Below are 18494 nucleotides of genomic sequence, written 5' to 3' on the forward strand. Positions count from 1 at the left end.
AACTCGAAGGGCACATTCATGGCATTTGACTGGTTCTGGAAGGCGATGGGATCTTCCCCGAAGAAGAATCAGAAGAAAAGCCGGGCCGTGGTCGCTCAGGCCGACTCGTCGCGCTACTCGGGGCTAAGCGATGCGGAGCTTCGGGACGCCGCCTCGGACGTGGTAACCGAACAATCCACTAGCGAGGATGGCCACCACTTCGGTGGGCAGGTAGACGACGCTCCCGCGCTGCTGGCTATCCTGCGCGAAGCGGCAAGCCGCACCCTGAACATGGAGCCCTTCGACGTGCAGATGCAGGGCACCTACCGCCTGTTGCACGGCGACGTGGTGGAGATGGCCACCGGTGAGGGTAAGACCCTAGCCGGCGCGATGGCCGCCGTGGGCTTTGCTTTGCAGGGCAAGCGCGTGCACGTCATCACGGTCAACAGCTACTTGGCCGGGCGCGATAACGACTGGATGGGCCCGATGTTCGACTTCTTCGGGCTAACCCACGGCGCGATCCACGAGGACCTCACCGCGGACCAGCGCCGCGACATCTACTCCCGTGACGTCATCTTCGGAGCCATCAACGAGCTCGGCTTCGACGTCCTGCGTGACCAGCTGATCACCCGCCGCGCCGACCAGGTGCGCACCCCGGCGGACGTGGCCGTGATTGACGAGGCCGACTCGGTGATGGTCGACGAAGCCCTGGTGCCACTGGTGCTCGCCGGTTCCGAGCCCGGCCCCGCGCCCGCCGGCCGCATTACCGACCTGGTCAAGCGCATGGAGGAAGATAAGCACTTCCATGTCTCTGAGGATCACCGCAACGTCTTCCTCACCGACGAGGGCGCAGCGTTCGTAGAAAAGCAGCTGGGCGTGGAATCCCTCTACGAGGACGAGGGCGAGCTACTGGTGCAGGTGAACGTCGCCCTGCACGCCGAGCACCTGCTGATCCGCGACGTTCACTACATCGTGCGCGACGGCAAGGTGGCTCTTATTGACGGCTCCCGCGGCCGTGTGGCCGAGCTGCAGCGTTGGCCCGACGGCCTGCAAGCGGCAGTGGAGGCCAAGGAGGGGCTAGACGTCACCGACGGCGGTCGCATCCTCGACCAGATCACCATCCAGGCGCTGGTTGGCATGTACCCGGAGGTTTGCGGCATGACGGGTACGGCATTGGCGGCCGGCGACCAGCTGCGACAGTTCTACAACCTGCAGGTCTCCGTCATCGAGCCGAACGGGCCGAACATCCGCTTCGACGAGGCCGACCGGGTGTACGTCTCCGCCGCCGAGCGCAACGACGCGGTGGTCAAACACATCGTCGAGGTACAGAAGACCGGCCAGCCACAGCTGGTGGGCACCCAGGACGTCGCGGAATCCGAGCAACTGGCAGAAGCCCTGCTTTCCGCGGGCGTGGAATGCTCCGTGCTGAACGCAAAGAACCACGAGGCCGAGGCGGCCGTCGTCGCCGAGGCCGGCCGCCCGGGCCGCGTGACCGTCTCCACGCAGATGGCCGGCCGCGGTACGGACATTAAGCTGGGCGGCACCGACGAGGCCGAGCACGACGAGGTCGTGGAGACCGGCGGCCTGCACGTCGTTGGCGTGGGGCGCTTCCGCTCCCAGCGCCTGGATAACCAGCTGCGCGGCCGCGCGGGCCGTCAGGGCGATCCAGGCAGCTCCCTGTTCTTCGTCTCCCTGGAAGACGACGTGGTCGCCGTGGGCGGCGCAGGGGAGGAGCTGCAGGCTCAGCCAGAGGAGGACGGCCTGCTGCCACAGAAGAAGGTCCAGCAGTTCGTGGACCACTGCCAGCGCGTGACCGAGGGCCAGATGCTGGACATCCACGCCACTACCTGGAAGTACAACAAACTGATCAAGGACCAGCGCGACATCGTTAACGATCGCCGCGACACCCTGCTGGATACCACCGCGGCTTGGGACGACCTGAGCTACCACAACGTCGACCGCGCCGCGGAGCTGAAGAAGCAGGGGATTAGCGAGGAGGTGCTGGAGCAGGCCGCCCGCGAAATCATGCTGTTCCACCTAGATAACGAATGGTCGGAGCACCTTGCGTACCTGGATGACGTGCGCGAGTCCATCCACTTGCGCGCCATCGCCCGCGAATCGCCGATCGATGAGTTTCACCGCATGTCCATCGCCGCCTTTGGCGAGCTGGCCGAGCGTGCCGTCAACAAGGCACGCGAAACATTTGACGAGGTAGAGATCACTTCCGACGGTGCCCAGCTGGGCGAGATGGGCCTTCACAAGCCCAGCGCAACGTGGACTTACATGGTGAACGACAACCCGCTGTCCTCCTCTGGGGGATCTGTGATGGGGTCTATCGTTCAGATGTTCCGCTAGCTGCTTTAGGGTATTGTTAGACGTATTGTTAAAGCCGAACCGATTAGTTCGAATGAGAGGACTTGAAAGCTATGAGCGATAACACCGGAGTGCCTGAGGCATCTGTCGAGACCACGTCAGTCTTTCGCGCAGACCTTCTAAAGGAGATGGAGTCTGGCTCGCAGCACGATGCCTCTCCCGCCGGTGTCGAGGGTCTTCCCGAGGGCTCCGCGCTGCTGGTTGTGAAGCGCGGCCCGAACGCCGGCTCCCGCTTCCTGCTGGACCAGGACACGACCGCCGCTGGCCGCCACCCGGACAGCGACATCTTCCTGGATGACGTCACCGTTTCCCGTCGCCACGCTGAGTTCCGCCGCAATGGCGACCAGTACGAGGTTGTGGACGTCGGATCCCTGAACGGCACCTACGTCAACCGCGAGCCGAAGAACTCCTCCGTCCTGTCCAACGGCGACGAGATCCAGATCGGCAAGTTCCGCCTGGTGTTCCTGAACGGTTCGAAGGAAGCCTAAGGAAAAGTGAGCGCACAGAGAAGCCACGCTAGCGCTCCTGCACCTGCCTCCTCGCCAGCCGGAAAGGTTCTGCCCACTTCGTCTATCGGCGATGTGCTAAAGCAGTTGAAGCCGGACTTCCCGGACGTCACCGTCTCGAAGATCCGCTTCCTAGAATCCGAAGGCTTGGTTAGCCCGCGCCGTTCCCAGAGCGGCTACCGGCGCTTTTCCCCGGAGGATATTTCCAGGCTGCGCTACATCTTGACCCTCCAGCGGGATAACTACCTGCCGCTGAAGGTTATCCGCGAACGCCTGGAGGCCATGGATTCCGGCAAGGTCACCCCGGTGACCGCCGCCCGCAAGTCCGCCCCCGGTGCGATTTCCCCGGAGCAGATGCGGGCCACGCAGTCCCGCCGCCTGACCCGCGCAGACGTTACGGCACGCGCCAACGTGCAGGATTCCTTCACCGGATCCCTGATCCGCATGGGGCTGATTTCCGCCGACCCGGCCGGTTTCTTCTCGGTCGATGACGTAGAGATCGTCCAGATCGCGCAGAACCTGACCGACCACGGCCTGGATAACCGCCACCTGAAGGCGCTGTTGACCATCGCGAACCGCCAGTTCGACATGGTTTCCCGCATCGCCGACCCGTTGGCTCACGGCCGCGACGAGAACGCTCAGCAGCGCTCCGCCGAGACCGCCCGCGAGATGTCCGCGCTGATCATTTCCCTCAACACCGCGCTGGTGAAGGGCAACCTTGGCTAAAGGCACCGAAGTCGTTTTCCTCGGCCGCGCTGTCGGTAGCTCTCTCGGCTGCGGCGCGCCCGTGCCCGACTGTCTTATTTTTATGACGCCCCAGCGCACCCACATCCTGCCGATCTGGGTGGAGCCAACGCTGGATCTGGGCGGGCGGCCCACGGATGCCGAGGTTCTGGCGAGCATTCTGAAGTACGACGACGCGCGCGACCCGTGGTTTGCCCGCATCGTCACCAACTCCCGCGGTCAGATGACCGCCGGTTTGGTGCTGGAGGAGGGGGAGTCCGAGCGTTTCATCGACATTCGCCCCTCCATCCTGGAACCCTTGTGGCACGCGGGCGTGATCTTCGATGTGCGCGTGGAACCCGGAGTGGAAAGCGCGCTCATCCGCGTTAACCCAGCTTGGGTTGACGAGCTCGAGGCGAAACTCAAGCAGGTAGACGAGGACGGCGACCAGGTGGACTTCTTGCTGGACTGGAACCCGGAGGACATGGGCTTCACCGCCAGCGACAACGCAGACTCCGATTTCCAGGAAATGTGGGAGGGCCTGGGTCTGTCGAGCGATCTCGACGACTGGTTAAAGGAATGACACGCCTGTTGTTACACGTGTGATTTTTGTGACTCGTGTTAAAGTAATGTTCGGCTAGCGGTTGACTGTGCCGCAAACCGGTCTAATCTTTAGAAGAGAATTGAAATTACACCAGGAGTGTTTCATGCAGGATGCCCTTTTCGACGTCCATGGCCCCGACGACGAGGTCGGTTACCGCGTACCGATCGCCTGCCAAGTCGCCGGCATCACCTACCGTCAGCTGGACTACTGGGCCCGCACAAAGCTGGTTCAGCCCAGCATCCGTAACGCCGTCGGCTCCGGCTCCCAGCGCCTGTACTCCTTCCGTGACATCCTGGTGCTGAAGATCGTGAAGGGCCTGCTGGATACCGGCATCTCCCTGCAGAACATCCGCAAGGCCGTGGAGAAGCTGGAGAATCTGGGCGTCGACGACCTCGCCGGCATCACCCTCGTTTCCGACGGTCACACCGTCTACGAGTGCCGTTCCTCCGAGGAGGTCATTGACCTCCTCAACGGCGGCCAGGGTGTATTCGGCATTGCCGTCCCGGGCCTGATGAAGGAACTCACCGGCACCATCACTGCCTTCCCCTCCGAGAAGGTCGTGCAGGACGCTGCCATCGACGAGCTGGCCGAGCGCCGCCGTCGCCGTATGGCCTAGAGCTGCCTCAGAAAAGCTCCCCGCGCCCGCTGGTTCAGCTCCGGCAGGGGATTATCCTGCAGCTGCGGGGCCAACACTCCACCATTCTCTTCGGCGATCTCCACCTTGGAGACCGCCAGCGCCTCATCAGCCAGCTGTCTATCCGCTGGCTTCCACAGCTCCGCACCCGGCTGGCCACCCTCACCCCACGCCTTGTAGGCCTTAATTGCCTCTGCATCTGGCTTGCGCACAACCTCCGCCTTCAGGCAGTGGTCCAGCTCCACCTCGTTCGCATTGTTGAACTCCTGCACCGCATCCTTCAGCTCCGACTCATCCGCAGCCCACACCTGCACCACGAAGTCCCCCTGCGGGCATTCCGGCGCGGCCAAGTCATCCTGGTTATTCCTCGCCAGTGCAATCCACCCGGCCACCAGGAGCGCCACCACGATCACGGCCGCGAGCGCTGCCCAGACCCACCCGGCTACCCGATAGTTCTGCTTCCCGCTTGCGTGACGTGCCACGATTCTTCTTCCTCCCAGTAGTTTGCTATCCAGTGTAGGCCAGCAGCCGCTTGCGCAGCTCCTGCCCGCGCTCCATCAACCCCTTTTGTCGAGTCACGTAGTCGGCCCGTCCCGCCGGGGTCTCGATCCGCACCGGCTCGAAACCCCATTCGCGCAGATCATAGGGCGAAGCCTCCATGTCCAACCGACGCACGTCACAGGCCAGCTCAAAGCAGTCCAGCCACAGTTCGCCGGGGATCAGCGGCCCCAGCTTCGTGGCCCACTTGTATAGATCCATGGTGGCGTGCAGGCAGCCCGGCTGCTCGAGCTGAGGCTGCGAGGCGCGTGTTGGGGTGTGGGCGTTGCGAGGCGCGGCGGCGTCCGTAAAAAAGCGAAAAGCGTCAAAGTGCGTGCACTTCAACTGCGAAGCCTCCACCACCTCGTCGGTACCGGCCACTCCCAGCCGCAAAGGCTCGGGGTGGCGGGGCGCATCTTTGTAGACCATCGCCCACTCATGCAGCCCGAAGCAGCCGAGCACGGGCGGGTGCCGATACGTCGCCTCCAACAACCGCGCGATATAGCGCACCGTCTTGCCTCGCGCGGCCATAAACCGTTCCGTATCGAGGGTCCACACGTCGCCACGGCGCACATAGTGATCCTTGTAGTGCGGCAGGTCGCCGTTGCCATCCCACACCACACCCTTATTGACGCCCGGATGCCAGTGGCTCAACTTCCCAGGAGTAGTGGGGTAGTAGCTGAACATGAAATCCCACACCGGGTGCCTTTCACCCTCAGCGCGGCGTCGGCGGTGCCCCTCGGTGAGGCACTGCACGCGCTCCCGGTGGGCTGCTTGCCTATCGCGCCAGTCGTGCAGTACCTCAGTCATGGGTCCAGTCGCGGACAGTGCCGACGAGCTCTTCGATGATGTCCTCCAGCGTGATCATGCCGATAATCTGCCCATTTGTATCCACTACCGCGGCGATGTGGCTGGAGGTACGCCGCATGTTGCGCATCGCTACATCGAAGCTGGAGCCAGTCTTGACCTCCAGTAAGGGGCGGATGTCCGTGGTATCCAACTGGCCGTCGGGCTCCACCAGGTTGTCCAATACGTCCTTGACGTGGACGTAGCCGATCCACTTTCCCTTGGTATCTGTGACGGGGAAGCGGGAATAGCCCGTCTCCTGCACCGCCTTCTCCACGGCCGCGACCTTCATCCGCGGACCGTCCTGCCGGATGCAATGCACGTCGGCCGCGGGGATCAGAACCTCGTCCAATGTGCGGCGCGAAGAGCTTAGGGCCTTGTCCAGGCGGTTGGCCTCCTCTGGAGCGATCAGCCCCTCGGAGCGGGAATCCTGGATCATGCTGGCCAGCTCGGCGGGGGAGACGGTGGAATCCAGCTCGTCCTTCTGCTCCACGCCCATCAGCTTGAGCGTATGGCGGGCGATCCAGTTCAGCAGCTGCATGATCGGGTTCGTGACCTTGACGAACAAAAGGTGCAGTGGCACCACGAACGTCGCGACGGTTTCCGGGCCGGCCAGGGCGATGTTCTTCGGCACCATCTCACCCAGGATGATGTGCAGCATCGTCACGACCAGCAGGGCAATCGCAAAGCTCACCGGGTGCAGCATCTCCGGTGGCAGCCCCAGTGCCTCGAACGGCGCCTCGATGAGGTGCGCGATCGCGGGCTCGCCGACCTTACCCAGCAGCAGCGAGGCGATCGTAATGCCGAACTGCGCGCCCGCCAGCATGATCGACAGGTGCTCGCTGGCGTAAAGCACCCGCTTGGCGCGCTTGTTGCCCGCGGCGATCATGGAATCCAGGCGATCCCTGCGCGAGGAAATCAGCGCGAACTCCACCGCCACGAAGAAGGCGTTGAGCGCCAGCAGGAAGACGGCAAAGACGATGGCCCAAATGTCACTCATTAGTTTGCCTCCTCCTTGGTCAGCGGTTGCAGCAGCACCTTGTCCACGCGCCGGTTATCCATCTCCTTGACGGTGGCCCGCCAGCGGCCGGACATGCCCGTTTCGAAGCTCTCCATCATCTCGTTGTCGCCGACTGGCAGCAACACCTCGTCACCCTCGGCGGGGATGCGCCCCAGCGTGGCCATGATTAGACCGCCGAGCGTATCGTAGTCGCCCTCTGGCGCGGTGTAGCCCACCGCGTCCGGCAATTCGTCGGTGCGCACCAGGCCGGAAACCTCCCAGTGGGTGCCCGTTTTGCGGACTTCCTTGTCCTCTTCCACATCGTCGTGCTCGTCCCACACCTCGCCGAGGATCTCCTCGACCACGTCCTCGATCGTCACGATGCCGGCGGTGCCGCCGTACTCGTCCACGACCATCACCAGCTGCGAGCCCGCGGCTCGCACCTGGTTCAGCACGTCATCGCCGCTCAAGGAATCTGGCACGGAGGGGACGTTCTTCATCAGCTTGTTCAAGGTGGTGGTGGGGCGCGAGTCGTGGGGGATAGTCAGCGCATCCTTCACGTGCACCACTCCGACAGTCTCGTCCAGATCCCCGCGGGTCACGGGAAAGCGCGAGTGTCCGGTCTCCAGCGCCAGCTCGATCAGATCCAGCGCGGTCTCATCGACAGTTAGGGATTCGACGGTCGACCGGGGTGTCATTACATCCTCCGCTGAGGCGTCACTAAACCGCAGCGACAGATCCAGAATCCGCGCCTTGGACTCGGTGAACCCACCGTTGCCCGTCGAGTTTCGCACTAGCGCCGAGAGCTCTTCGGCCGATCGTGCGGACGCCAACTCGTCCGCCGGCTCAATGCCCAGCTTCCGCACAACCGCGTTGGCCGTCGAGTTCATTCCGTTAATGAACCACTTCAGGGCCACGTTGAATGTCCACGCCGGTCGGATAGCGGTTCGCGCCACTTCGATGGGGTGGGTGATTGCCAGGTTCTTCGGCACCAGTTCGCCGAACACCATCGACAGCACCGTCGCCACAATCAGCGACAGAACCAGCGCGATGGGCATGGCTGCGGCCTCGCTTAACCCCATCCACTCCAGCGCCGGGTCGAAGAACTTCGCCAGGATCGGTTCCGCCAGATAACCCGTCGCCAGGGTGGTGATCGTAATGCCCAGCTGGGCGCCGGAGAGCAGGAAGGAGAGCTCCCCGTGCGCCTTTTGCAGCAGCTTCGCCGTGCCATCGCCCTTGGTGCGGGCGTGCTCGTCGATGGCAGAGCGCTCTAGCCCCGTCATCGCGAACTCCACGGCCACGAACAGGCCAGTTGCGCCTGTAAGCAGCACAAACAGGACCAGCCCGACTAGGGAAAGAACTATGTCCACTTGAGTATTCCGACTCCTAAATCTATTTCAGCTCGGCGACCAATTTGGCGCCCGGCAGCACGGTTGGATGCACCCCGGCCTTGGCCATCATCTTCTCGGTATCAGCTTGCTGGTCTGCGAAGGAAAGCGTCACCACCGTGCCGCTGGCCCCGGCGCGAGCGGTACGCCCGGCTCGGTGGACATACGCCTTGTGCTCTGCGGGCGGGTCGATGTGCACGACCAGTTCCACGTCCTTCACGTCGATCCCGCGGGCGGCAATATCGGTGGCCACCAGTACGGTGTTCTTGCCTTGGGTAAAGCCGTCCAACGCCGCTTGGCGGGTGTTCTGTCCCTTGTTTCCGTGGATCCCCACGGCGGGCACTCCCGCTCGCACCAGCTTCTTGACCTGCCGGTCCACAGCGTATTTTGTGCGCATAAACATTACAGTGCGCTTCCGCAGTTTTCCAATGCTCACGATCAGCTCGTTGCGCTCCTCGCGGCTTTCCACCACGCCCAGCAGGTGGCGCATCGTGTCTACGCTGGCGGTGGCCTCGCCGGTGGAGTGCGTCACGGGTTCGCGCATGTACTTATCCACCAGCACCTGCACGTCGCCGTCCAGGGTGGCGGAAAACAGCAGGTGCTGCGCCTGCTTCGGCATGCGGTCCAGCAGTTTGGTTACCTGTGGCAAGAAGCCCATGTCGGCCATCTGGTCGGCTTCGTCGATGGCTACGACCTTCACGTCGGAAAAGTCCAGCATGCCTTGACCCAGCAAATCCAGGGCGCGCCCCGGCGTGGCCACCAGAATGTCTACCGGCCTGGCCAGCGCCGTAATGTTCCGCTGAATCTTCACCCCGCCGACGACCTCAAGCAGCCGCTGACCGGCCGCGTTCGCAATCGGATCCAGCCGCGAGCGCACCTGCGTCGCCAGCTCTCTGGTCGGTACCAGCACCACGCCACGCGGCTTTTTTGGTTTGGACGCCCCCCGCCTCAGCAGCTGAATCATCGGCAGCCCGAACGTGAATGTTTTGCCGGAACCTGTCGGTCCACGGCCGAGAACATCCCGCCCCTCGACGGCCGCGGGGATGGCGGCCGCCTGGATGGGGAAGGGCTTGGTTATTCCCTCGGCGGAAAGCTCCTTGGTGATGCAATCATCTAGCCCGAGCTTTCCGAACTCTGATCGGGACAATTACGCTTCGACCTCACTGCGATCCCCGGACCAGAGGGTGTGGAAAGAGCCCTCGCGGTCGGTACGGCGGTAGGTGTGGGCGCCGAAGTAGTCGCGCTGGCCCTGAATCAGAGCCGCCGGCAGACGCTCGGCGCGCAGCGAGTCGTAGTAGGACAGGGAAGATGCGAACACCGGAACCGGCTGGCCCAGCTGGGTAGCCAGGATGACCACACGGCGCCAAGAGTCGATCAGGCCGCCCAACTCGCCCTTGAAATACGGGTCCAGCAGCAGGGAGGGCAGCTCCGCGTTCGCGTCGTAGGCCTCGCGGATGCGGTTCAGGAACTTCGCACGAATGATGCAGCCGCCACGCCAGATGGTGGCCAAGTCGCGGGGGTCCACGCCCCACTTGTGCTCCTCGGATCCGGCCTTGATCTCGTCGAAGCCCTGCGCGTATGCCACCAGCTTGGAGGCGTACAGCGCGCGGCGGACGTCCTCGATGAACTCCTCCTTCGGCACGTCCAGGGTGGACAGCTCGCCGCTGGGCAGGTTGCCGATGGTGGCGTCGCGCTGCTCGCGGGCGCCCGACAGCGCGCGGGCGAACACGGCCTCACCAATACCGGTGGTCGGGATGCCCAGGTCCAGGGCCGCCTTCACGGTCCAGCGGCCGGTGCCCTTCTGTCCCGCGGAGTCCACGATTACGTCGATCAGCGGCTTGCCGGTCTTTTCGTCGGTCTGCGAAAGTACCTCGGCGGTGATCTCAATGAGGTAGGAATCCAGGTCACCCTCGTTCCAGGTCTTGAATACCTCTGCGATCTCCGCCGGCTCCATGCCCGCGCCGTAGCGCAGCAGCTGGTAGGCCTCGCCGATGACTTGCATGTCGGCATACTCGATGCCGTTGTGCACCATCTTCACAAAGTGACCCGCGCCGTCGGGGCCGATGTGCGTCACGCACGGCGTGCCGTCGACCTTCGCGGCCACGGACTCCAGCAGTGGGCCCAGGGCCTCCCAGGATTCGGCCGGGCCACCGGGCATAATTGCCGGGCCGTTCAGCGCGCCTTCCTCACCGCCGGAGATGCCTGCGCCGACAAAGTTCAGGCCGCGCTCGGACATCTCAGCCTCGCGGCGGATCGTATCGGTGTACAGGGCATTACCGCCATCGATGATGATGTCGCCTTCGTCCATTTCCTCGGCGAGCTGGGAAATAACGGCGTCAGTACCAGCACCTGCCTGCACCATGATCAGGGCGCGACGGGGCCGCTCCAGCGACTTAACGAAATCGGCGATCGTCTCCGCGGGAACGAAGTTGCCGGTTTCGCCGAAGTCCTCCATGAACTTGTCGGTCTTCGCGGTGGTGCGGTTGTAGACGGCCACGGTGTGACCGTTGTTGGCAAAGTTCCGGGCGATGTTGGAGCCCATCACGGCCAGTCCAACAACACCAATCTGGGCGGTTCCTTCAGCAGTAGTCATGGTTTTACATCTTACAGGGCGATGTCTTGGTTAGTCTTAGGCACATGTCCAATATTTTCATTGAACTAAGTCGTGTTGCCACCGAGCGTGATCTCACCGAGCAGGAGATCGCCACTCTCAATGAACTGCTAGCCAAACACCCCACCCTCGACCGCACTCTTGGCGTGCAGTACCGCGCCGTCGGCCCGGACAAGATGCAACTGGCCCTCGAAATCACCGAGGACCACCTGCAGCCCTGGGGTGTGACCAACGGCGGCGTGTACGCCAGCCTGGGGGAGACCGCCGGTTCGATGGCCAGCTTCGTCGCCGCGGGCGCCGGCCCGGCAGTCGTGGGCACCTCTAACCAGACGCACTTCCTGCGCCCGTCCGTCAAGGGCGACGTCATCGTCTCCACCGTCCAGGCAGAGCACGTTGGGCGCACCACGCACCTGTTCCGTATTGAGCACAAAAACGAAAAAACCGGCAAGACCTGCGCCTTGACCTTCCTCAAGACGCAGGTGGTGCCGGATATGCAGCGCGCTCGGTAGGCGCTAGTCGGAGACTGCGCGGGTGTCGCGGCCCTCGCCGAAACGCAGGTTGTCGCGCACCTCGATGGAGCGGATGCCTTCCTTGTCCTCCAGGTCGCGCAGCTTGCGGATCGCGTTGCGCGCGTGCAGCTGCTGGCGGGTTGCCACCAGCTGCCAGCGGCGGCGGGACACGGAGTTCAGGCCCCAGCTGAAAGCTGCGACCGCACGGTTGCGGAAGCCGACCATGTACAGCAGGTGCAGCACCAGCCACATGACCCAGCCGAAGAAGCCGGAGACTTCGGCCTTGTTCATCTTCACGACCGCGTTGAAGCGGGAAACGATCGCCATGGAGCCCTTGTCGAAGTAGCTAAACGGAACGCGCCCCTCGGGGGCGGTGCCGTTGTTGACCTCATCCAGGATAGTGCTTGCCGCGTACTGGCCGCCCTGCATTGCCACCTGGGCCACGCCCGGCAGACGGTCCTTGCTCATCATGTCACCGACAATGAAGATGTTGCGGTGCTCGCCCAGGGTCAGGTCGTCGTTCACCGGCACGCGACCCGCACGGTCGACCTCGATGCCAGCCTGCTCGGCCACGTGCTTGCCCAGCGGAGAAGCGGCGACACCAGCGGACCAGATCTTGGCGTAGGAGGGCACAAAGTGCTCCTCCTCGGTCTTCATGTCCTTGTAGCACACGCCCTCCTTGGATACGTCGGTGACCAGGGAGTTGAGGACGATATCCACGCCCAGATCCTCCAGGCGGCGGGCAGCCTTGCGACCCAGGCGTTTGCCGAACGGTGCCAGCACCTGCGGGCCACCGTCGATCAGCAGGATGCGGGTGTCCTCGGTGTTGATCTCGCGGAACTCGTCGCGCAGGGTGCGGTGGGACATTTCTGCCAGCTGGCCGGCCAGCTCCACGCCGGTTGGGCCGGCGCCGACGACCACGAAGGTCAGCAGACGCTTGCGGGCCTCCGGGTCGGTGGTGATCTCGGCGCGCTCGAACGCGCCGGTCACGCGAGCACGGATCTCCAGGGCGTCATCGACAGACTTCATGCCCGGCGCGAACTCGGCAAACTGCTCGTTGCCGAAGTAGGACTGGCCTGCGCCGGCCGCCAGGATCAGCGAGTCGTAGTTCAGTACGGCATCGGTGCCGCCCAGGTCGGCGGTGACGGTCTGCTCGTTGATGTCTACGTTGCGAACCTCGCCCTTGACCACGCGGACGTTGTCCTGATCCGCCAGGATCTGGCGGATAGACGGGGCGATCTCGCCCTCGGAGAGGATGCCGGTCGCAACCTGGTAAAGCAGCGGCTGGAACAGGTGGTGGTTCGTCCGGTCGACGATCGTGACCTGGACGTTCTCGTTTTTGAACTTCTTCGCCGCAAACAGTCCGCCGAAGCCCGCGCCGATGATTACGACGTGGTGGCGGTTTGTTGTTCTGGTCATCTAGTTGCTTCTCCTCAAATATGGTTGTAATCCGGCACCATCTTAATTGGTTCAGCCGTGCGCTTCACACCGAGATCCCCCGGTTTTCGAGAAATTCGGGCGCTTTCGGTTGCGCCTCGGAAGCCAAAAGTTGTTTCCCTAGTAACTTCGGGGGGGAGTTACAGCGCAAAAGGAAGGCAAGATGACGTCTCCGTACATCGACGAGGAACGCTGGCCGCGCCTGGTTGCCGCCCCGCACTCTCGTTTTATGGGCCGCCGGGCCGAGGCCGTCACCGCGCGCATGGAGGCGCTGCTTTCTTCCCACGGAATTGCTCTGGACGCCGACACGGTGCCGCACATGGTTGTTCGGGATGGCCAGGTGATCGATCGGGTGGTCGCTGAGGGCTGGTTGGGTCTGGCAGAGGGATACATGGCCGGGGAGTGGTCGGCTGAACCCCTCCCGGAGGTCCTCGGAGCTCTGATGGATCAGCCCTTCGAGGGCAGATTTGGCGAGTTCTTCGCCCGCCGCACGTCGAAGCGCCGAGGCCCTGCCCCGGGAGAGCTGCCGGAGGCTCTCGTAGAGCTCTACGCCGGTGCCACCCGCGCCACGGGATCCGCCCAGTTCAGTAGCGCCTCCCGCACTAGTGCGCACGAGGACGGCATCGACTTCACCTGGTTCGGCGAGCCGGATCCCGTGGAGCGTCTCGACCTGGACGACGCGCAGCGCCGCCGCATCACCACCATGCTCGACGAGGCCGAGGTCGGCCCCGGCGACCGCGTGCTGGAGATGCCTTCTTCCGGTGGCCAGCTGGCCGTTCAGGCCGCCAAACGCGGCGCTCGCGTGGACGTCCTGACCAGCGACGAAGACCATGCGGACGCTGTGCGCGCCCGCGTCCACACCGCCGGGGTCGGGGGAGCGGTGAACGTGGAGGTCATCGCCGGGCCGGTGCCCTCCCCGCGCCAGTGGTCCGGCCGTTACGAGGCCATCTTCTCCGTCGAGCGCATGGAGACCCTGGGGCTCGGGGGCTTGAGCCACTACCTCAAGGCCGTTGACCGCATGCTCTCCGACGATGGGCTCGCCGTGATCCAGTCGATCATCGCCACCGACGAGATGCGGGAGACCGCCCGCGAGTCCCTGGATGTCATGCGCGCCTACGTCTGGCCCGCCCTGGAGTATCCCACCGTCCAGCAGGTCCGCGAGGCCGCTGCCGAGCACACCCAACTGGCCGTCGTCGCGGAGAACAACCTCAGCGCCCACCTGCGCGCGACGTTGCCGCTGTGGCGTGCGAACTTCCTCTCCCGCGAGCGCCAGGCCGCGGCCGCCGGCTTTGACCCGGTGTTCCGCCACCTCTGGGATTACCAGCTGGCCCTCCACGAGGCCCTGGCCACCGCCGAGGACATCGGGTGCGTCCAATTCGTCCTCGCCCCTAAGTAGTTTTGCGATTTCCCCGCGGGGCTCGCCGGATAGTTTTAGCGTAATAATAAATATTCGCGCATAACCCCGAGAGGAACTCTTCCGTGACTACTCCCACGAACCCCGATGTCATCATCGTCGGCGCCGGCCTGGCCGGCCTCGTCGCCGCCTACGAGGCGCAGAAGTCGGGTCTGAAGGTCCTGATCCTGGACCAGGAAAACCGTAACAACCTGGGCGGACAGGCCTTCTGGTCGCTTGGTGGCCTGTTCTATGTGGGAAGCCCCGAGCAGAAGCTGATGGGAGTCAAGGATTCCGAGGAGCTCGCTTGGCGCGACTGGGAAAACTCCGCGCAGTTCGACGATTCCCAGAACGATTACTGGCCGCGCCGCTGGGGCCGCGAGTACGTCCGTTTCGCAGCCACTGAGAAGCGCGACTACCTCAAGGCGCTCGGCCTCAACGTGCTGCCCACTGTCGGCTGGGCCGAGCGCGGTTCCGGAGACGCCAGCGGCCACGGAAACTCCGTGCCCCGCTTCCACCTGACCTGGGGCACCGGACCGGAGGTCGTACGTGTCTTCCGCGAACCCATCGAGGCCGCAGAGGCGGAAGGCAAGGTCGAGTTCCGCTTCCGGCACCAGGTCGACGAGCTAATTGTAGAAAATGACGCCGTCGTCGGCGTGCGCGGCAGCGTGCTGGAACCGAGCGATCTGGACCGCGGCGTGGCGTCATCTAGAAAGACCGTAGGGGAGTTCGAGCTACGCGCGCGTGCCGTCGTAGTGACCTCCGGCGGCATCGGCGGCAACCTCGACCTGGTGCGCCGTGCGTGGCCGACCGACCAGTGGGGCCCGGTGCCGAACGACATGGTCACCGGCGTGCCCGCCCATGTGGACGGCCGCATGATCCAGATCTCCGAAACCGCCGGCGCGAACCTGGTGAACACCGACCGCATGTGGGCTTACACCGAGGGAATGAAGAACTGGAATTCCATCTGGCCTGGCCACGGCATCCGCATCATCCCGGGCCCGTCCTCGCTGTGGATTGACGCGACGGGCAAGCGTTTCCCCAGCAACATCATCCCAGGTGGCGACACGATCTCCACCATGAAGCACCTCGGCACCACGGGCCACAGCTACTCCTGGTTCATCCTGAACAAGACGATCGCCGACAAGGAGTTCATCTTCTCCGGCTCCGAGCAGAACCCGGATCTGACCATCAAGAAGGTCAAGAACCTACTTTCCAAGGTTGGCCCCGGCACGCACCCCGCCGTGAAGGCATTCATGGACCACGGCGAGGACTGGGTGGTCGCCGACGACCTGGGCTCCCTGGTCGAGGGCATGAACGCCATCGCTGACGACGATGCCCCCGCCATCGACGTCCACGAACTGCGCCGCACTATCGAGGACCGCGACTCGCAGGTGGACAACAAGTTCAGCAAGGACGCGCAGATCAACTACATCCGCACCGCCCGCGGATACCTGGGCGACAAGATCGTCCGCTGCGCCGCCCCACACCGCCTGCTCGATGAGTCGAAGGGCCCGCTGATTGCCGTCAAGCTGCACGTGCTGACCCGCAAGACCCTCGGCGGCATCGAGACCGACCTTTCCGGCCGCTGCCTGCGCACCGACGGCTCGGTCCTGCCCGGCCTGTACGCAGCCGGCGAGGTCGCCGGCTTCGGCGGTGGCGGCATGCACGGCAAGAACGCCCTCGAGGGCACCTTCCTCGGTGGCTGCATCCACTCCGGCAAGCGGGTCGGCGAAAACCTGAAGGCTACCATTGCTCAGCTCTAACGAATGGCGCGCCGAGGCGCTGGAACACGGCGCGGTTCCGCTCATTGAGAAGACGCTACGCCGCATCCGCGCCCAGGATCGGCACTTCAATGCCATCTCGGTACTCCTGGACGATGAAGCGCTGGCAGCCGCCGCCGACCTAGATTCCAGCGCCGACCCCGGCCCACTGCACGGCGTGCCGGTGCTCATCAAGGAGGAAGTCGCGGTCCGCGGAGTACCCACCACCTTCGGCACGAACGCGAACCCCACGCCCGCTACCGCCGACGACGAAATCGTTCGCCGCTTGCGCAAAGCCGGGGCGATCATTCTAGGCAAAACCACCATGCCTGCGTTTGGCGCATTCCCGTTCACCGAGTCCGAGGCCCGCGGGATCACCCGCAACCCGCACAATCCGCGTTATACCCCGGGCGGTTCCTCCGGAGGCTCTGCAGTTGCCGTTGCCGCTGGTTGGGTGCCTTTCGCCGTCGGCGGTGACGGCGGCGGGTCCATCCGCATTCCCTCCGCGCACTGTGGCCTTTACGGTCTTAAGCCCGCCCGCGGCACACTCCCGGGGGAGGATCTGTGGTGCCGTCTCGGCACCGCCGGCCCTATCGCTCGTTCTGCACGCGACTGTGCCCTTCTTTTTGACGCCCTATCTGACTCCGTCGCTACCGAAACCAAGGGGGCGTCACTAAGAATCGGTGTGAGCCTGCAACCCTCAACGCCGCTAACCCCACCGCACCGAGACCACGTCCGTGCTGTGCGCGCGATGGCTGACCGGCTACGCGGAATGGGCCACGAGGTGCGCAACTGCACACTGCAGCATAAGGATCCGACGGCGGCGTTCGTCACGCAGTTCTTCGCGGGGATTCGCAAGGAGATCGCACAGCTGGAATATCCCGGCCGCATCGAAAGGCGCCACAAGGTCACCCGCGCGGCAGGAGTGTGGGCGCAAGGTCCGGTGCTGCGCTGGGCCGAAGAGTTTTCGGATCGGCTGGGGGAACAGTTGGATCGGGTATTCGACGACATCGACGTGCTACTGACCCCAACCGTCGCTTCCCGCCCGGCGCGCGCCGGTGTGCTGTCGGGCAAGGGCATGCTGGCTGCGCAGATCGCTAGTTTGCCGTCGGTCGCTTACACTGCTTTGTGGAATGTTTCCGGACACCCCGCGATGAGCATTCCTGCAGGTAAGGGGAGTGATGGCCTGCCTGTCGGCGTGCAGCTAGTCGCCCGCGATGAGCGGCTATTGCTGGAGTTAGCTAGCGCTTCATCACCCGCGCCATAATCTCCGTCATAGCGCGCCGTGGCATGCGCTGCGACACGCTCATCAGCACCTTGTTGAACGTGCCCGCGACCACGGACGGCGGCGGGGACTTGCGCAGCAGGGCTTCGATGCCGGCAGCTACGACGTCGCGGCTGCTCATGCGTTTCAGGCCGCCGTCGGCCCGGTCGCTGCCGGCTACGCGGAAGAATTCGGTCTCCGTCGGCCCTGGGCACAACGCCATAATCCGCACGCCGGAGCCCTTGCGCTCGGCGTACAGCCCCTCCGTAAACGACAGCACAAACGACTTGGTGGCGCCGTAAACGACCATGCTAGGGGAGGGCTGGAACCCCGCGATAGACGCCACATTCAGGATGAAGCCATTCCCGCGATCCTCGAACCGTGGCAGGAACATGTGGGTCAGCTCCACCAGCGCGTGCACGTTCACTGCGATCTCCGCGCGGAGGCGGTCGGTTGGGACGTCGCTGAACGATTCGTAGTTGGCGAAGCCCGCGTTGTTGATCAGCGAGGTCACCGTAATCCCGCGCGTAGAAAGCTCCCACGAGATCTCGCCCGCCACGCCGTGCTCGGATAGGTCTTTGGCTATTACCTCGACTTTTACTTTATGACGCCTCTTAATCTCCGCCGCAATCTTGTTCAGCCGATCCTGGCGGCGCGCGACCAGAACGAGGTTTGCGCCCTTGGCTGCCAGTTGGGTGGCGAATTCCTTGCCGAGACCCGAGCTGGCGCCGGTGATGAGGACGGTTTCTTGGGAGAGGTCCAAAGTGCTCATGGTGTCATTTTTACACGAAATCTGGGAGTTGGGCGACGAAAGAAGAATAGTTCAAACGTTCTAGTAAAGGTTGAGTCTTAGCATTTAATTTGCTAGGGGTATTGACATCGTTCGATTGTGTGTTCTAAACTCGTGTTAGTTCACGAAGGGGATCG

At 63.8% G+C, this 18494-nt stretch carries 17 protein-coding genes; 9 read left to right on the forward strand and 8 right to left on the reverse strand.

Annotation, left to right across the window (positions count from 1 at the left end; translation table 11 throughout):
• Positions 1-18: 18 nt before the first annotated feature.
• From secA2 to JQ46_RS09135, 5 genes are all read left to right on the forward strand, one after another.
• Positions 19-2334, forward strand: a complete 2316-nt coding sequence (gene secA2 / locus JQ46_RS09115) for an accessory Sec system translocase SecA2 (protein WP_034987502.1) — start codon at positions 19-21, stop codon at positions 2332-2334.
• Between the two features lie 71 nt (positions 2335-2405).
• Positions 2406-2840, forward strand: a complete 435-nt coding sequence (odhI, locus tag JQ46_RS09120) for an oxoglutarate dehydrogenase inhibitor Odhl (RefSeq protein ID WP_034987504.1) — start codon at positions 2406-2408, stop codon at positions 2838-2840.
• 6 nt (positions 2841-2846) lie between these two features.
• Entirely contained in the window at positions 2847-3584 is a 738-nt protein-coding gene (locus tag JQ46_RS09125; RefSeq protein ID WP_034987506.1) for a MerR family transcriptional regulator, read from the forward strand.
• On the forward strand, positions 3577-4164 hold the full coding sequence (locus JQ46_RS09130; RefSeq protein ID WP_034987510.1) for a hypothetical protein: 588 nt from the start codon (positions 3577-3579) through the stop codon (positions 4162-4164). The genes JQ46_RS09125 and JQ46_RS09130 overlap by 8 nt, the downstream gene beginning before the upstream one ends.
• 124 nt (positions 4165-4288) lie before the next feature.
• Positions 4289-4801: a MerR family transcriptional regulator gene (locus tag JQ46_RS09135; protein WP_034987513.1), complete on the forward strand. Its 513-nt coding sequence runs from the start codon at positions 4289-4291 to the stop codon at positions 4799-4801.
• Here JQ46_RS09135 and JQ46_RS09140 read toward each other — a convergent pair.
• Genes JQ46_RS09140 through gndA form a run of 6 tightly spaced genes read right to left on the reverse strand, consistent with a single transcriptional unit; the run spans position 4798 to position 11183 of the window.
• Entirely contained in the window at positions 4798-5301 is a 504-nt protein-coding gene (locus tag JQ46_RS09140; RefSeq protein ID WP_034987515.1) for a hypothetical protein, read from the reverse strand. The two genes, JQ46_RS09135 and JQ46_RS09140, sit on opposite strands and share 4 nt — an antisense overlap.
• A gap of 25 nt (positions 5302-5326) precedes the next feature.
• Positions 5327-6166: a hypothetical protein gene (locus tag JQ46_RS09145; protein WP_034987518.1), complete on the reverse strand. Its 840-nt coding sequence runs from the start codon at positions 6164-6166 to the stop codon at positions 5327-5329.
• Complete coding sequence (locus JQ46_RS09150; protein WP_034987523.1) at positions 6159-7202, reverse strand: hemolysin family protein; 1044 nt, start codon at positions 7200-7202, stop codon at positions 6159-6161. Before JQ46_RS09150 ends, JQ46_RS09145 begins: the two co-directional genes overlap by 8 nt.
• A complete protein-coding gene (locus JQ46_RS09155; protein ID WP_034987525.1) occupies positions 7202-8572 on the reverse strand; it encodes a hemolysin family protein in 1371 nt (456 codons plus the stop codon). The genes JQ46_RS09150 and JQ46_RS09155 overlap by 1 nt, the downstream gene beginning before the upstream one ends.
• A gap of 22 nt (positions 8573-8594) precedes the next feature.
• A complete protein-coding gene (locus tag JQ46_RS09160) occupies positions 8595-9737 on the reverse strand; it encodes a DEAD/DEAH box helicase (RefSeq protein ID WP_034987528.1) in 1143 nt (380 codons plus the stop codon).
• Entirely contained in the window at positions 9738-11183 is a 1446-nt protein-coding gene (gndA, locus tag JQ46_RS09165) for an NADP-dependent phosphogluconate dehydrogenase (protein ID WP_034987531.1), read from the reverse strand.
• Between the two features lie 44 nt (positions 11184-11227).
• Here gndA and JQ46_RS09170 point away from each other — a divergent pair, with 44 nt between their 5' ends.
• The gene (locus tag JQ46_RS09170; protein WP_034987534.1) at positions 11228-11710 is read left to right on the forward strand and encodes a PaaI family thioesterase; all 483 of its coding nucleotides are present in this window, start codon (positions 11228-11230) and stop codon (positions 11708-11710) included.
• Between the two features lie 3 nt (positions 11711-11713).
• On the opposite strand, the gene JQ46_RS09175 is transcribed toward JQ46_RS09170, so the two are convergent.
• Entirely contained in the window at positions 11714-13129 is a 1416-nt protein-coding gene (locus JQ46_RS09175) for an NAD(P)/FAD-dependent oxidoreductase (RefSeq protein WP_034987536.1), read from the reverse strand.
• A 181-nt stretch (positions 13130-13310) separates the two neighbouring features.
• Here JQ46_RS09175 and JQ46_RS09180 point away from each other — a divergent pair, with 181 nt between their 5' ends.
• The 3 genes from JQ46_RS09180 to JQ46_RS09190 all read left to right on the forward strand — a co-directional run bounded on the left by JQ46_RS09180 (position 13311) and on the right by JQ46_RS09190 (position 17570).
• Positions 13311-14543, forward strand: a complete 1233-nt coding sequence (locus JQ46_RS09180; RefSeq protein ID WP_034987539.1) for a class I SAM-dependent methyltransferase — start codon at positions 13311-13313, stop codon at positions 14541-14543.
• Between the two features lie 83 nt (positions 14544-14626).
• Positions 14627-16306 carry an FAD-binding dehydrogenase gene (locus JQ46_RS09185; protein ID WP_034987540.1) on the forward strand — a complete coding sequence of 560 codons (1680 nt, stop codon included), beginning with the start codon at positions 14627-14629 and terminating at the stop codon, positions 16304-16306.
• Entirely contained in the window at positions 16293-17570 is a 1278-nt protein-coding gene (locus tag JQ46_RS09190) for an amidase family protein (protein ID WP_034987543.1), read from the forward strand. The genes JQ46_RS09185 and JQ46_RS09190 overlap by 14 nt, the downstream gene beginning before the upstream one ends.
• On the opposite strand, the gene JQ46_RS09195 is transcribed toward JQ46_RS09190, so the two are convergent.
• On the reverse strand, positions 17545-18339 hold the full coding sequence (locus JQ46_RS09195; protein ID WP_034987546.1) for an SDR family NAD(P)-dependent oxidoreductase: 795 nt from the start codon (positions 18337-18339) through the stop codon (positions 17545-17547). The two genes, JQ46_RS09190 and JQ46_RS09195, sit on opposite strands and share 26 nt — an antisense overlap.
• Positions 18340-18494 lie beyond the last annotated feature (155 nt).

Source organism: Corynebacterium jeikeium, assembly GCF_000738175.1.
Lineage (GTDB): Bacteria > Actinomycetota > Actinomycetes > Mycobacteriales > Mycobacteriaceae > Corynebacterium > Corynebacterium jeikeium_C.